We start from the raw sequence: 14,222 nt of genomic DNA on the forward strand, positions 1-14,222 counted from the left end.
ACCTGCTGACCCTGGCCGATGATCTCCTCGACCTGCTGCCGGACCGCCGGCAGCGACACGCCCAGGCTCTCCAGGGCCTTGGCGGCGACGCCCTCACCCTCGTGGATCAGGCCGAGCAGGACATGTTCCGTCCCGATGTAGTTGTGGTTGAGCATCCGGGCCTCTTCCTGGGCCAGGACGACGACCCGGCGGGCCCGGTCGGTGAAACGCTCGAACACGACACTCACGTCCTCGCGGCGAAGTCCCACGCACCCCGCCCAAGGAGACGCACGCTGACGTGCGGAGATGGACAGGTGTCGCGTGCGCTGAGTCGGAGCCTCTTGGCGTTGGCGCGCGACCCGCGTGGGGAGCCGCGCAACGCTCGTGCAGGCGCGCTGCTCCCCCACCATACAACGGCGACGGCCGCCGCTCTGTCCCGCAGGTGTGGCGGCAAGGGGCCTAAACTGGGCCGGGGAGGACGCCGATGACCACAACTCGCGACCGACGTGCTGTGCCCGACCGTGCCCGCAAACGGGCGATCCGGGCCCTCGCCGCCGAGCTCGGGGTGGCGTATTCGGTGGCCGCGCGCCTGCTGGCCGCGCAGGCCCCGGCGCCGGCCCGGCACCGCAGCGCCGGTTCCCCGACCAGCGGCGACGACCACCGGGCCTGGATGCTCGAGGCCCGGGCGAACCGTTCCTTCCACGCCCGGGTGCACGACACCCGGCTGGCCGCCGACCTGCCGCTGGGCCGGGCCGAGCATCTGGTCCGGCGATTCCCGCCGCTGCGGGCCGTGCCTGCCGGCCCGCTCTACGCGGGCGAGGGCCGCGAGACCACGATCGCCATGTTGTACGCGGTGCTCGCGCACGAGTCACCCGCGCTGCCGCCGCCGCGCGACGAGCTGGCTTGGGCGGCCGAGCTGGGTGAGGAGGCCGCCGTCGACATCGCCTGCGCCGGCCTCGACCGGGCGGCGCGACGGCTGCTCGACCACGACCGGTGGCGGCTCTGGGCCCGGATCGAGGCCGCGCTCACCGCGGGCGAGACCGATGCCGATCGCCGGGTCCGCGACGCGGCGATCACCCTGGGCCGGGAGTTGCGCTCGACCAGCCTGAGCGGATCGCTGGACGGCGTCCGGCACATTCTGGACGCCCTGCTCGCCGAGCCGTTCGGCGCTCTCCCGCCGGGCGCCCAGGTCCGGCTGAGCGGAGCGGAACCGGGCGGCGCCGGCCCGTCGGGCACCCAGGTCCGGCTGAGCGGAGCGGAACCGGGCGGCGTGGACGGCACCGTGGTCGGCGCCGAGTGGGGACAGACCGGCCCGCCCACCGGCTACCGGGTGCACCTGGACACCGAGGCCGGCCCCCGCACCGTGCCGGCCACCGGCCTGCACGCCACGCCCGCCGCCGAGCCGGACCTGATCCCGGGCTGAGCCCGGCGGAACCAGAACTCCAGCGGGTACGTCCAAGCGGCATGAGACGAACCCTCGTGCCGGCCCTCGTCCTCTCCTCCGGCCTCGCCGGCTGCGCCGGCCAGGGCGCCGCCGGCACGACCGGCGCCACACCGCGGACCGGGAGCCCGGCACCGGCGGCGGTCCTCCCACTGGACTTCTCCCGCACCGGCGGCTTCGCCGGCTTCGACGACCACCTGCACATCGAGCCCGACGGCACGGCGACCGTGACCCACCGGGGCGTCACCGGACGCCCGCTGGCCCTGGACGCGGACCGGATCGCCGCGCTGCGACAGGTGCTCGCCGAGCCCGGCCTGGCCCGCGCGACGACGCCGGCGGCGACCACCGCGATCTGCGCCGACGGCTTCCGGTACGCGTTGAGCACGCCGTCCTGGACGCTCACCTCGGACGACTGCTCCGGCGCCCGGCCGCAGCTGGACCGGGTGCTGGAGCTGCTGGTGCCGCTGGTCCGCAGCGACCCCGCGTCACCGGCATGAGCGCGGGTCCGCGACACTGCGCCAGCTGTCGCCGGCGCCGGTGGAGCTGATCCGCACCGGCCGCGCCGGTGGACCGACGGGACGGGCGCGTCGCCGTCGGCCGCCGGCGCCGGAGTCAGGAGCGGAGCAGTTCCAGGACCGCCCGCGGCAGGCGGACCGCGGGCCCGGTGACGCCGTAGGCCGCCAGCACCGCGGCCCGGACGGCGGCCGTGGTCACCGCGGGAACGGAGTCCTCGATCGCGCCGGCGGTCGCCGGGTCGAAGGGGTAGCCGAGTTCGGCGTACGCCGAGGTCAGCACCGGACGCAGCCGGGCCGCACCGCTGACCTGGAGGACCGTGCTGAACAGCCAGCCGTCCCGGGTCACCCGCTGGGCGGATCCGGCCAGCTTGGCGCCGGCCGCGTTGATGCTGTACTCGCCGGGGCAGTACTCGCCGGGGACCGGGCCGATCCGCGCGTCGACGCCCAGGCGGGCGAGCATCGCGGCGTGCATGGTGGCGAACCCGGCGAACCGGGCAGCCGGATCGGGCGCCGCCGGGCCCGAGCGGTGCACGTGGTCGATCACCACGCTGCCCTGGTCGTACACCGCGAGGCTGCCGCCCTGCGGCCGGACCACCGGGACGAAACCGGCCTGCCGGACCACCTCGGCGGCCCGCGTGTAGCCGGGGCGCAACGTGTCCCGGCGGCTGAACGCGGCGGTCGGCCCGGGTGAGTGGACCCGCAGGATGTCCACGGCGTCGCCGAGACCGTGCCGCAGCAGCAGCGGCCCGAGCGCCACGTCCAACGCCGGGCCGCCGGCGGCGGATCCGCCCGCGCCGGCGAGCGGGTCGTGTCCGCCGTCCGGGGCGTCCCCGGAGGACGGGCCGGACTCCGGGGGCTCCGCGAGCAGGATCACAGGTGGGCGATCGCCGAGGCCGGGTCCTCGATCGCGTCGGCGACGTCGCGCATGAAGCCGGCCGCCGTGCCCCCGTCGCAGACGCGGTGATCGAACACGAAGCTCATCTGCGTGATCTTACGAACGCAGAGCTGCCCGTCGACCACCCAGGGCCGGTCGATGATCCGGCCGAAACCCAGGATCGCCACCTGCGGATGGTTGATGATCGCGGCGCTGCCGTCGACGCCGAAGGCGCCGTAGTTGTTCAGCGTGAACGTGCCCGCGGACAGCTCCTCCGGGCTGACCCGGCCCTCCCGGGCGGCCGCGGTGAGTCGGCGGATCTCGTCGCCCAGTTGCGTGGTGGTCATCGTCTCCGCGTTCCGCACGGCCGGGACGAGCAGACCCCGATTTCCCTGTACGGCGATGCCCAGGTTGATCCGCTCGTACTCGACGATCTCCTGCCGTTCGGCGTCGAAGCGCGCGTTGAGCACCGGGAACGCCCGCAGCGCCGCCACCGTGAACCGCGCGATGTAGGCGAGCAGCCCGGGGCCGCCGGGGTTGCTCTCCCGGACCTGCCACAGCCTCGTCGCGTCCACGTCGACCCAGACCGTCGCCTCGGGGATCTCGCTGCGGCTGCGGCTGAGCGCGGCGGTCGCGGCCTTGCGGAAACCGTTGAGGGGTACGCGCCGTTCTCCCGCGGGCGAGCCGGCCGGCGTTGCCGGAGCAGCCGGCGTGGCGGCGGTGGCGGCGGTGGCGGCCGTTGCCGGACCGGTGGCCGCGGTGGCGGGCGTGCTCGCGGCGACCGCGCGCTCCACGTCCCCCCGGGTGATCACGCCGCCCCGGCCGGTGGCCTCGACCGTACTCAAGTCGACGTTTTTGATCTTGGCAAGCTGGCGCACCAGGGGCGAGACCACCTGCGGCGGGCGGGTGCGCGAGGCCGGGATCGTGATCGGACGGCGCGGCCGCCGCTTGCGGCCCGAGGCGGACGCCGCGGCGGTGCCGTAGCCGATCAGCACGTTGCCCGAGCCGGCCTGCTCCTCCTCCCGGTACGTGTCCGCCTCCACCGCCACCGCCACCACGCTGATCAGCGGTTCCCCGACGGCGAGCGTGCTGCCGGCCGGCGCGTGCAGGGTGGCGACCCGGCCGGCGTACGGCGACGGCACCTCCACCACCGACTTGGCCGTCTCCACCTCGGCGACGGCCTGGTCCACCTCGACCACGTCGCCCTCGGCCACCAGCCACTGGACGATCTCCGCCTCGGTCAGGCCCTCGCCGAGGTCGGGCAGCGCGAAGGTCCGCGTCGTCATGATTCCTCCCACTGCAGGTCGTCGACGGCGTCGAGCACCCGGTCCACCCCGGGCAGCTGGAAGTGCTCCAGCTTCGGCGGCGGGTACGGGATGTCGAAACCGGTCACCCGGCGGATCGGCGCGGCCAGGGCGGCGAAGCAGCGCTCGGTGACCCGCGCGACGATCTCCGCGGACACCCCGGCGAACCCGGACGACTCGGCGACCACCACGGCGCGGCCGGTCGAGCGGACCGCGGCGCACACCGTCTCGTCGTCGAACGGCACGATCGAGCGCAGGTCGACGACCTGCAGGCTGCGCCCCTCCTGGGCGGCCACCTCGGCGGCCTCGAGCGCCACCGGCACGGTCGGCCCGTACGCGATCAGGGTCGCGTCGGTGCCGGCGCGGCGGACCACGGCCGTGCCGATGCCCGGCGCCCGCACCGGGAACTCGATCTCCTCCTTGCTCCAGTAGAGCTTCTTGGGCTCCAGGAAGATCACCGGGTCCGGGTCCGCGATCGCGGCGCGCAGCAGCGCGTAGCCGTCGGCCGGGGTGGCCGGCGCGACCACCTGCAGGCCTGGCGTGTGCGCGTAGTAGGCCTCCGAGGAGTCGCAGTGATGCTCGACCCCGCCGATGCCGCCGGCGTACGGCACCCGGATCACCATCGGCAGCGCGACGCGCCCGCGGGTGCGGTTGCGCATCTTCGCGACGTGGCTGACGATCTGCTCGAACGCCGGGTACGCGAACGCGTCGAACTGCATCTCCACGACCGGCCGCATGCCGTTCATCGCCATGCCGACAGCCATGCCGACGATGCCGGACTCGGCCAGCGGGGTGTCGAAACAGCGGTCCTCGCCGAACTCGGCGGTGAGCCCGTCGGTGATCCGGAAGACGCCGCCGAGCGCGCCGACGTCCTCACCGAACATCACCACCGTGGGGTCCTCGGCCATGGCGTCGCGCAGCGCCCGGTTGAGCGCCTGTGCCAGGGACAGCTTGTGATGCGCCACCGTGGTCATGCCTGTGCCACCTCCCGGCTCAGCTCGTCCGCCACCAGCGCCGCCTGCTCCCGCAGCTGGGTGGTGGGGGTCGAGTAGACGTACGCGAAAAGGTCCTCGGGGTTGGGCTCGACGTCCTGGTTGAGGCCGTCGCGCAGGTGCGCGGCGGCCCGCTCGGCGGCGGCCGCGAACTCCGCGTCGGCCTCGGCGGTCAGCGCCCCGCGGCCGGTCAGGTAGGCGCGCAGCCGGGTGATCGGGTCGCGGCCCACCCAGGCCGCCACCTCCGCGTCGTCGCGGTACCGGGTCGCGTCGTCGGCGTTGGTGTGCGCCTGCATCCGGTAGGTGTGCGCCTCTACCAGCTGCGGCCCCTGTCCCGCGCGGGCCCGTTCGACGGCCGCGCCCAGCACGGTGAGCAGCGCGGCCATGTCGTTGCCGTCGACCCGCTCGCCGGGGACGCCGTAGCCGACGCCCTTGTGCGCCAGCGACGGCGCGGCGGTCTGGCGGGACAGCGGGACGCTGATCGCGTACTCGTTGTTCTGCACGAAGAAGACCACCGGCGCGTGGAAGACCGCTGCGAAGTTGAGCGCCTCGTGGAAGTCGCCCTCGCTGGTGCCGCCGTCGCCGCACATCGCCATCACCACGGCCGGCTCGCCGCGCAGCCGGGCCGCGTGCGCCACGCCGACCGCGTGCGGCAGCTGGGTGGCCAGCGGCGTGGTGTGCGGGGCGACGTGGTGCTCGTAGGGGTCGTAGCCGCAGTGCCAGTCGCCCTTGAGCAGGCTGAGCGCCTCGACCGGATCGACGCCCTTGACGGTGGCGGCGACCGTGTCGCGGTAGGTCGGAAACAGCCAGTCCTGCGGCCGCAGCACCTGGGCGGCCGCGACCTGGCAGGCCTCCTGGCCGTGGGAGGACGGGTAGACGGCCAGCCGGCCCTGCCGGACCAGCGCGTATGCCTGATCGTTGAGCCGGCGGGCGGTGATCAGCGCGCCGAGCGACCGGAGCAGGGTCGCGTCGTCCGGGACGTCGCCGGTCGCATGTCCATCCGGATCGATGAGGGTGACGGGGCTATCGGACGGCAACAGCCGACGGAGGTCAGGCGTCATGCGGTAATGCTGTGCCCTGGCACACACTTGTTCCATAATCTGAGACAGATCGAGAAAAATGCGTCTGGCGTACGTCGCCACGGGGCCAGACGTCCAACCTAGCGAACGTCAAAAGCCGCGGAGGCAGACAGGTGGCCAGTGAGCTGGACGACATCGACCGCCGGATCCTCGGCGAGCTCACCCGCGACGGGCGCATGTCGATCCGAGCGCTCTCCGAGACGTTGCACATCTCCCGCGCCAACGCGTACGCCCGGGTGCAACGGCTGCGCGAGACCAACGTGATCAAGGGGTTCCGGGCGGACGTCGACCACGTCGCCGCCGGCATGGGCACGTCCGCCTACGTCACGGTGAACCTGCACCAGGAGGAGTGGCGGGTGGTCGGCGAGCGGCTGCGGGCGCTGCCGGGTGTCGTGCACATCGCCCTGGTCGGCGGGGAGTTCGACGTGATCCTGCTGGTCCGCGCCAAGGACAACACCGACCTGCGGCGGCTGGTGCTGGACGAGATCCAGGGCATGCCGGGTGTGGTGAACACCCGGACGCTGCTCGTCTTCGAGGAGTTCGACTCACCTTAGGGCTAGGATCCGCCGCATCGCGCCGGTCTCCACCCGCTGCTCGGCGACGACGTGCCGGGCGAGGCTGATCACCCAGGGGTTGCGGGCCGCCGGGAGCACCCCTTCGGACATCTCCACCGCGCCCTCGTGATGGGCGATCATGAGCTGCAGGAACAGCCGGCCGGCGGCCGCGCCGGAGACCCCGCCCAGGGCCCGGACCCGCTCCTCGGGCAGCACGCCGGACAGCTGCGCGTGGTGGTGCGCGTGCTCCCCGGCCATCGGCTCCGCCGCCCACGCGTCCAGGAATCCGCTCATGTCGGCGGCCTCGGCCGCCTGCACCGCGGCGAGGTGCTCGGCCAGGTTCCCGATCCGCTCCGGCACCCCCGGCCGGCCGCGCAGGATCGCCACCAGACGCAGTGCCTGCCGGTGGTGCTCGGCCATCCCGGCGACGTAGGCCGTCTCCTGCGCCGACGGCGCGACCGGCGCGGGGGCCGCGGCGCCGGGCGCCGGCGCCGGGCGGGCCGCCGGTACGTCGCAGGCCGTCAGGACGACCATCGCGACGACGCCGGCGACCGCCCGGAACGCCGCCCTCACGGGTTGCCGCCGGGCACGACGGTCAGCACCGCCGCCGCCGAGGTGCTGGTGCCCACGCGCGCCGAGCCGCCGTAGGCGACGGTCAGCACGTGTTTGCCGGGCGGCAGGGCGGGCAGCCGGATCACCTTGGTGCCGCGGTCGGACTTGCTGATGTCGGTGACCGCCAGGGTGCGGTCGCCGTCCCGTACGGTCAGCAGGCCCGCCGCGATCTGGTCGGGATCCGCCGGCCGCACCGTCACCGTGACCGACGCCCGGGTCTTCGCCGCGACCGAGGACTCGGCGAGCCGCAGGGTGGTGGCCGACCCCCGGCTGAACGTGACGCCGCGCCCCTGCCGGTCCTCGTTCGGCACGAAGCCGTTGCGGCCCGCGCGGCTGGGCGGGGTCAGCGGCGACTGGGCGGAGAAGTCGTGCGGGTAGAGGGTGAAGCCCTGCGAGTGCACCGGCATCGGGCTCTGGTCCTCGTCGCGGACGATGTGGTGGAAACCGACGTTGACCCAGGCGATCGGATGGGTGAGCTTCTCGCCGTCGGCGTAGTCCATCACCGTCTCGTTGGCGCAGGCGACGTCGTTGTTGTACATCGGCAGTTGCTCGCACGGCTTGGCGGTGGTGAACGCCAGCGCGTTGCGCAGGCTCGGATGCGCCGGGTAGGTCTCGTTGCGGCCGAAGACGATGTCGTAACCCCGCGGATGCCCGTCGGCGTTGCGGCTGGACGGGCTGTAGACCCGCCACTCCCGGCGGTCGGCGATGGTGCGCAGCGACTCCCTCGCGATCGGCAGGCGCACCGTCCGCAGCACCGCGGACTGCCCGCCCCGCGCGCCGGTCCAGGCGGTGTCGCTCTGCTCGACCCTCTGGTCCGGCCGCCCGCCGATGCCGAAGTCCACCCGCCAGACGGCGCTGTGGTAGTGGGATCCGGAGTAGTCGCGATTGCCCTTGCCGATCGGCCAGCCGTAGTTGCGCGCCTGCGGGCCCACCATCCGGTCGGTCCAGATGCTCGGCGTGACCTCGCCGGTGGCGCCGAGGGCGACGTCGATCCGGCCGTCGTCGGCGAACTTGTAGCTCGTCTCGTACTCGTAGTTGCCGACCGCCGAGAGGAAACTCAGCGACAGGACCGTGCCCTGCGCGGTGACCAGCGGCCGGTCGGCGCCGGTGCGCCAGGTGGAGCGGTACGCCAGCCCGCTGCTCACCTCCCGGAGGCAGAGCACCGGCTGGTTCTTCTCCACCCAGTCGCCCGCCGCGTCGGTGTACGCGCGGTGCGCCGTGACGATCCGGCCGCCGGGGCATTCGGCGGCGGTCATGTCGCTGGCGTTGCGGCCGAAGCCGTAACCGATCAGGTCCTCGAACTCGGCGGTGCCGACGTCGTAGGGCACCTGCATCTGGACCGGGGCGATCGAGTTGAGCACCTGGATCGGCGCGCCGTCCTTGCGCCCCTGGAAGGCGACCTTGTCCAGGACCAGGCCCCGGTAGTCGTCGACGTGCCAGCAGAACTGCCACCGGGTGCCGGCGGTGAGCTTCTGCCTGACGAACGAGTTGCCGGAGCAGTAGGCCGAGGCCGCCTCGGCGGATGCGGCGCGGCCAACCGGGCCCAGCACGGCGAGCGGCAGCACGACCGCGACCGCGGCGGCGAACAGTCTCATCGAGCGCACCCTGCCCCTGCTCACGCGAGAGTCCGGACCGTCTTGGCGGTCAGATCCACGGCGAGGTCGCCGAAGTACAGCCAGGCGCCGTCGCGCACGCGGCCCTGGAACGTGACGCACCGGTCCACCGCGCACGCGGCGCCGTCGCCGGTCGCCGGCGGGTTGAGCAGCGCTCCCGCGTTGACGTCGAGCTGGGCCGGGCTGGTCAGCTCCCGGCCGGTCGACCTGCGGTGGATCTCGCGCAGCGGCGCCCCGGCGTCCGAGTCGATCAGCAGCCGGAGGGCGTGGATCTTCTCGGTCTCGGACGGCGGGGCCTGCACGCCGTGGCCGCTGTGCTCGGTGACGGCGCCCGTGGTGATGTCGACGACCTGCCGTACCTGCACGTTGGCGGCGTAGTCGTAGGAGGTCACGGCGACCTTGCGGCCACCCGGCTCGTCGGCCGGCGCGGCGGAGAGGAACTCGTAGCCGGGCGACCCGTCCACACGCCTGCCCGGGTTCTTGCGGTGCCGGTCGGCGAGCCAGCGGGCATGGCCGATCTCGCCGGGCGTCAGGGCGTCGAAGGGCTTGCCGATCCGGGGCTTGCCGGTGGGCATGCCGGCGGGCAGCGGCGGGCGCGTCGACGACAGGGCCCGCTCGATCCGCTCCGCCTGGCCGGCGGCCGTCTCCGGGCCGGGCTCGGCCAGCACCCGCGAGGGGCCGGTCAGGACGTAGCCGCCGAGGGCGGCGCCCGCCGCGCACACCGCCAGGGTCACCGGGACGCGCCATCCGGAGTTCTTTCGTCGCTGTCGCACGCGCACTCCCCCTCACACTCGCTTTGATCAAGTGTCGGAGCCGGGAGGCAGCCGGTCGCGCAACGCGCTGGCTTTTCGACCGATTTCACCACTTCGGGTGCGGTCGACGGCGGTCCGGTGTCACGAAGGTGTGAGGTCACGGCCCAGGCCTGCCGCCCGGCCGGATGTTCACGTCCCGACCAGCCACGCGGCCGGCATGCACCCGTCGTGCGTCAGCCGGTGTAGACCTCCAGGGCGGCGAGCTGGCCCGCGGGCCAGCCGGTGTTCGCGGTGACGGTGACCCGGACGTACCGCACGGACCGCGCCGGGAACGTGATGGTCACCGTGTTGCCCGAGGCCGGGTCGAACAGCCGCCCGGCGGACGGCGCGAGCGTGGTGAACGTGGCGCCGTCCGTGCCGCCGGCCACCGTCAGCGTCTGGGTGCGGGCCTCCCAGGACGGCGGCAGCCTGAGCACCACCCGGGCGGCCGGCGCCGCGGCGCCCAGATCCACCTGCAGCCACTGCGGGAACACGTGATTGGCGCTCTCCCAGTAGGTGCCGGTGTTCCCGTCGACCGCGCCGGCCGCCACATACGGGCCGTTGGCGCTGCTCGCGGCGGTCGCCTTCCGGGCCGCGAGATCGCTTCCCGGTTGCGGTGGCGGCGTGGTCGCGGTGGCCGGCGGAGTCGGCCGTACGGCGGAGATCGGAATCTGCCCTTTGAGCATCCTCCCCGCGTCCGTGGTGATCCGCAGGTAGTAGTCGGCGGAGCAGAACGTGCCGTCCTCGTCGAGCGCACGGATCCCGGCGCCCGCCGGCACGGACGCGGCCGTCTCGGCGGTCTTGGCGATCTGGTTGCCCTCGTTGTACTCGTCGAACATCGACACGTAGAGGCCCTGCGCGCCGAGCCGGACCATGTTGTAGACGCTGCGCCAGTAGAAGTCGCCGTGCCGGCGGTGCCCGGCCGACAGGTCGCCGGGCAGCACGCACGGCTGGTAATCGATGCCGTGGGCGTCGCAGTCGGCCTGGTCGGCGGTGTTCACGTTGGTGTAGAACCAGTCGAGCCCGGCCAGGTCCCCGGCGCGGCCCACCATCCACGGCGAGATCATGTGGAAGGCGTGATAGACGTCGAGGAACCCGGCGCGGCTGTCGTTGCGGCCCTCGCGCCAGTAGGTGGGCACGCCGCCGATCACGTAGCAGCCCTGCGCCCGGAACCAGTTGATCACGTCGAGGCAGGCGGCCGGCGGGAAGTCGTGGTTGTCGTCGTTGAAGCCGAAACCCCAGATGCAGACGACCGGCTTGCCGTTCTGCCGGGCGTAGGCGCCGGACGACGCGTACGCCGACATCGTGGCCGTCCAGTCGGTCTTGAGCTCGGACTGCATGGCCGCCCAGCCGCTGACGTCGTACATGATGTAGAACTTGCGGCCGGTCCGCTCGGCAGCGGCGCGCACCTTCCGCGCCATCGCGTCGCGGGTCGGCCCCTCGTCGCCGAAGGGGTTGAAGCGCTGCAGCGCCGCGGTGTCGATGCCGTAGGTCCGCATCCAGTCGAAGTGGACGTCCACGGTCTGCTGGTCGTAGGAGGAGAAGAGCGCGGCCGGCCGCCCGTCGCCCAGGTTCGGGTACGCCGTCGGGTAGGTGCGCGCGTAGTCGCGGGTGTCCGGCCAGGAGACGATGGTGGTGTTGGCCGGCGACGGCGGCTGGAAGCGGTCCCGGCTCCAGTGCCACCAGCCGCCGATCGGCGCCCCGTCGCCGGGGCAGGCGAACCAGCCCTGATACCCGACGCTGATCTTGCCGACGACGTCGCCGGGCGGGGAGGCGGCCGTCGCCGGGTCGGCGCCGGCCAGAGCGGCGGCAACGGGCGCCAGGGCGGTGGAGGACAGCAGGGTACGCCGGGAGACGGCCATGGGGGACTCCTGTCTCGATTGATGGCCATCGTTACAGTGGCGGACACATCCCCGCAATAGTTGGACTAATCTTTGCAATTTCCGGAACCGAATCCCGTCAGGACGGGCACGTGGAGCGGTTTTTCACGCCGGACGGGAAGAACTCGGCAGCGCCGCGCGAGGTCGCACCCCTGGTGATGCTTCTCCTCGGTGTCAGCGGAACCCGAGCTGACGCCGGGCCGCCGGGCGCCTACCCGCGGCGCAGGACCAGGGTGACGAAGCCGAGCACCCCGCGGTAGCCGCGCAGCCATTGGTCCCGGTGCGCCCGCGCGGCGTCGAGCACCTGCGCGGCGTCCGGGTGCCCCGGGTTGTCCAGCGCCCACCCGGTGAGCGACCCGGTCCACGACCACTCGTAGTCGTCCCACTCGGCGGGCTCGCTGACGTGCGCGTACACCGGCGCCCAGCCAGCCTTCGCGGCGGCGTCGGCCAGCCCGGCCAGGTCGGTGAACTCGTCCGGGGTGGTGCTCAGCGCGGACAGCGCCGCCTCGGTCGGGGGCGTCTCCCAGAACCCCTCGCCGACCAGCAGCACCCCGTCCCGGTTGACGTGCCGGCCGGCCAGTTCCAGCGCGTCGGCGAAGCCGCCGAACGCGTGTGTCGACCCGACGCAGAGCACCAGGTCGTGGTCGCCGTCCGCGACGTACCTACGGGCGTCCCGCTGGTGCAGGGTGATCCGGTCGGCCAGGCCGCGCTCCTCGGCGGCGTGCGCGGCGCGCTCCAGCGCGTACGGATTGAGGTCGACGCCGTCGGCGTGCCCGTCCGGGCTGTGCGCGAGGGCCTGCAAGCTCCACGCCGCCTGGCCGCAACCCAGGTCGAGGATCCGGGCCGCCGGGCCGCGATCGGCCCGACGCAGGAGCCGGTTGACGGTCACCCCGGAGACCGGCGCCGCGATCGGGTGGTGCGTGTGCGCGATGCTGCTCAGCCGTTGACGATCCACGCGGCCATTGAACACTGTCCACGCCGACCGGCCCGGCGGGGCCGCTCCGGGACCGGTGGATCAGCGTCCGCTCGGACGTGGACGCGGTCGCGTCGCTCCCGGAGCCGGGCCGGCGGGCGCGGGCTCAGGAGCACTGCGGTCGCCGCAGGCGGCGTAGAGGTAGAGCACGACGCGCCGGACCGTTGATGGGATGGGAGTACCGGCGCTCACCGCCTGATAACCTGGGAAGAACCTTGCCACCGCCGCCGAGTGCGGCGCCGCACCGGCGATGACGGCGCCCGGCGATACGCCGATGTGCGGTTGCGGCAAGCCGCGAAATTCGACGAACGGCGTCCGAGCCCGGATGTAGCGGCAAGACTTACCGGCATGAGCCTGAACGTCGGTGACGAGATGATGAGGCTGTCCGGCGTGCTGCGGCACGCGTCGACCGGCAAATGGGTCCGCGCCAAGCTCGGAGGCCCGCTCGTCGTCGACAGCCGTGCCGCACTGCTGCTGTGGGAACCGCGCCGCATCGTGCCCACGTACGCCGTGCCGGACAAGGATGTCCGAGCCGAACTCGTACCGGTCGGGCCGGCCGCGGACAGCGACGTACCGGTGCTGCACCCCGGCATCCCGTTCGCCGTGCACTCCACGCCCGGGCAGCCGTACGACGTGCATGTGGGGCACGACGTCCGCGAGCGCGCCGCCTTTCGCCCGGGCGACGCGGACCTCGCCGGTCACGTCGCGTTCGACTTCGACGCGTTCGACTGGACGGAGGAGGACGAGCCCCTGTTCGCGCACCCGCGCGACCCGTTTTCCCGCGTCGACGCGCGGCGCAGCAGCCGGCACGTGCGCATCGAACGGGATGGCGTGCTGCTCGCCGAATCACACACCCCGACACTGGTGTTCGAGACGAAGCTGTGCCCACGCTTCTACCTGCCGCGCGAGGACCTCAAGGCGGAGGTTCTGCCCAGTGACATGGTGACGGCCTGCCCGTACAAGGGCCGCGCCACATACCTGTCGTTCGCGGTGGGGGTGAACCTGGCCTGGACCTACCCGGACCCGCTGCCTGAGGCGTCGCCGCTCGCCGGCCTGGTCGCGTTCTTCGACGAGGTCGTCGACGTCACCGTCGACGGCGTCGCCCGGGATCGGCCCGATTCGCCGGTCGCAAGGATCATGAAAGAGGAGTTCGGCGTCTCAGCACAGACGCGGCCGGACGGCTCTCACGCTCCACACCGTGATCGTGGACATCCGGTGCGGGGCTAACACCAGCGTCGGCGCCACCACCACGGCGAGCGTCAACCACTACGGTGACGACACCGACAACCCGATGTGGATCGGCGAGAACAACGGGTACACCCGCACGATCACCGGCCTGTCCGGCCTCGCGGCCCTGTACTCGAGCGCGTCCGGGACGCTGCAGTGGCAGATCTTCAGTCTGCACGGCGACGTCGTCGCCACCTCCCGCGGCGACCTGGCCGGCCGGCCCTCGCCCGCCGCCACGAACACCGCGACACCGGAACCACCCACCTGCTTGCCGCCGCCATCGAGGAGACCGGCTCGACCGCGTCGCTGCTGCTCGAGCCGATCGGCGTCGACACCGGCCGGCTGCGCGCCGACCTCGATCGTGAACTCGCCGCGCCGCGATGACCTG

15 protein-coding genes are annotated in these 14,222 nt (G+C 73.2%); 5 read left to right on the top strand and 10 right to left on the bottom strand.

Annotated features, from left to right (window positions below; genetic code table 11):
- Positions 1-218, bottom strand: a 218-nt coding sequence (locus Asi03nite_RS14620; RefSeq protein ID WP_203680144.1) for a Clp protease N-terminal domain-containing protein, incomplete at its 3' end; no start/stop codon positions are given.
- Positions 219-463: 245 nt separating this feature from the next.
- Between Asi03nite_RS14620 and Asi03nite_RS14625 the strand changes: the two genes are divergently transcribed.
- Together Asi03nite_RS14625 and Asi03nite_RS14630 are read left to right on the top strand one after the other, a co-directional pair.
- Positions 464-1,402 carry a hypothetical protein gene (locus Asi03nite_RS14625; RefSeq protein WP_203680146.1) on the top strand — a complete coding sequence of 313 codons (939 nt, stop codon included), beginning with the start codon at positions 464-466 and terminating at the stop codon, positions 1,400-1,402.
- A 41-nt stretch (positions 1,403-1,443) separates the two neighbouring features.
- Positions 1,444-1,917 carry a hypothetical protein gene (locus Asi03nite_RS14630; RefSeq protein WP_203680148.1) on the top strand — a complete coding sequence of 158 codons (474 nt, stop codon included), beginning with the start codon at positions 1,444-1,446 and terminating at the stop codon, positions 1,915-1,917.
- A gap of 115 nt (positions 1,918-2,032) precedes the next feature.
- Here the strand turns inward: Asi03nite_RS14630 and Asi03nite_RS14635 are convergent, their stop codons facing one another.
- From Asi03nite_RS14635 to pdhA, 4 genes are read right to left on the bottom strand one after another with little or no spacing between them, the layout of a single operon-like run.
- The gene (locus tag Asi03nite_RS14635; protein ID WP_203680150.1) at positions 2,033-2,809 is read right to left on the bottom strand and encodes a lipoyl protein ligase domain-containing protein; all 777 of its coding nucleotides are present in this window, start codon (positions 2,807-2,809) and stop codon (positions 2,033-2,035) included.
- A complete protein-coding gene (locus Asi03nite_RS14640; RefSeq protein ID WP_203680151.1) occupies positions 2,806-4,095 on the bottom strand; it encodes a dihydrolipoamide acetyltransferase family protein in 1,290 nt (429 codons plus the stop codon). Before Asi03nite_RS14640 ends, Asi03nite_RS14635 begins: the two co-directional genes overlap by 4 nt.
- The gene (locus Asi03nite_RS14645) at positions 4,092-5,087 is read right to left on the bottom strand and encodes an alpha-ketoacid dehydrogenase subunit beta (RefSeq protein WP_203680152.1); all 996 of its coding nucleotides are present in this window, start codon (positions 5,085-5,087) and stop codon (positions 4,092-4,094) included. The genes Asi03nite_RS14640 and Asi03nite_RS14645 overlap by 4 nt, the downstream gene beginning before the upstream one ends.
- Positions 5,084-6,166 (bottom strand): pyruvate dehydrogenase (acetyl-transferring) E1 component subunit alpha, encoded by a 1,083-nt coding sequence (pdhA, locus tag Asi03nite_RS14650; protein WP_203680153.1) that lies wholly within the window; start codon positions 6,164-6,166, stop codon positions 5,084-5,086. Before pdhA ends, Asi03nite_RS14645 begins: the two co-directional genes overlap by 4 nt.
- Before the next feature lie 131 nt (positions 6,167-6,297).
- Here pdhA and Asi03nite_RS14655 point away from each other — a divergent pair, with 131 nt between their 5' ends.
- Entirely contained in the window at positions 6,298-6,738 is a 441-nt protein-coding gene (locus tag Asi03nite_RS14655) for an Lrp/AsnC family transcriptional regulator (protein WP_203680154.1), read from the top strand.
- Here the strand turns inward: Asi03nite_RS14655 and Asi03nite_RS14660 are convergent.
- From Asi03nite_RS14660 to Asi03nite_RS14680, 5 genes are all read right to left on the bottom strand, one after another.
- Positions 6,730-7,311 carry a DUF305 domain-containing protein gene (locus Asi03nite_RS14660; RefSeq protein ID WP_203680156.1) on the bottom strand — a complete coding sequence of 194 codons (582 nt, stop codon included), beginning with the start codon at positions 7,309-7,311 and terminating at the stop codon, positions 6,730-6,732. The two genes, Asi03nite_RS14655 and Asi03nite_RS14660, sit on opposite strands and share 9 nt — an antisense overlap.
- Positions 7,308-8,945, bottom strand: coding sequence for a copper amine oxidase (locus Asi03nite_RS14665; RefSeq protein WP_203680158.1), 1,638 nt, complete (start codon positions 8,943-8,945; stop codon positions 7,308-7,310). The genes Asi03nite_RS14660 and Asi03nite_RS14665 overlap by 4 nt, the downstream gene beginning before the upstream one ends.
- 20 nt (positions 8,946-8,965) lie before the next feature.
- On the bottom strand, positions 8,966-9,736 hold the full coding sequence (locus tag Asi03nite_RS14670) for a hypothetical protein (protein ID WP_203680159.1): 771 nt from the start codon (positions 9,734-9,736) through the stop codon (positions 8,966-8,968).
- Between the two features lie 212 nt (positions 9,737-9,948).
- Positions 9,949-11,616 (bottom strand): glycoside hydrolase family 99 protein, encoded by a 1,668-nt coding sequence (locus tag Asi03nite_RS14675; protein ID WP_203680160.1) that lies wholly within the window; start codon positions 11,614-11,616, stop codon positions 9,949-9,951.
- Between the two features lie 229 nt (positions 11,617-11,845).
- Entirely contained in the window at positions 11,846-12,589 is a 744-nt protein-coding gene (locus tag Asi03nite_RS14680) for an SAM-dependent methyltransferase (RefSeq protein ID WP_203680161.1), read from the bottom strand.
- Positions 12,590-12,838: 249 nt separating this feature from the next.
- On the opposite strand from Asi03nite_RS14680, the gene Asi03nite_RS14685 reads away from it, so the two are divergent.
- Together Asi03nite_RS14685 and Asi03nite_RS14690 are read left to right on the top strand one after the other, a co-directional pair.
- Positions 12,839-13,834, top strand: a complete 996-nt coding sequence (locus Asi03nite_RS14685) for a DUF427 domain-containing protein (RefSeq protein ID WP_239102689.1) — start codon at positions 12,839-12,841, stop codon at positions 13,832-13,834.
- Between the two features lie 156 nt (positions 13,835-13,990).
- Positions 13,991-14,218, top strand: a complete 228-nt coding sequence (locus Asi03nite_RS14690; protein WP_203680162.1) for a Clp protease N-terminal domain-containing protein — start codon at positions 13,991-13,993, stop codon at positions 14,216-14,218.
- Positions 14,219-14,222: the final 4 nt, after the last annotated feature.

The sequence above is a fragment of the Actinoplanes siamensis genome (assembly GCF_016862395.1).
GTDB lineage: Bacteria > Actinomycetota > Actinomycetes > Mycobacteriales > Micromonosporaceae > Actinoplanes > Actinoplanes siamensis.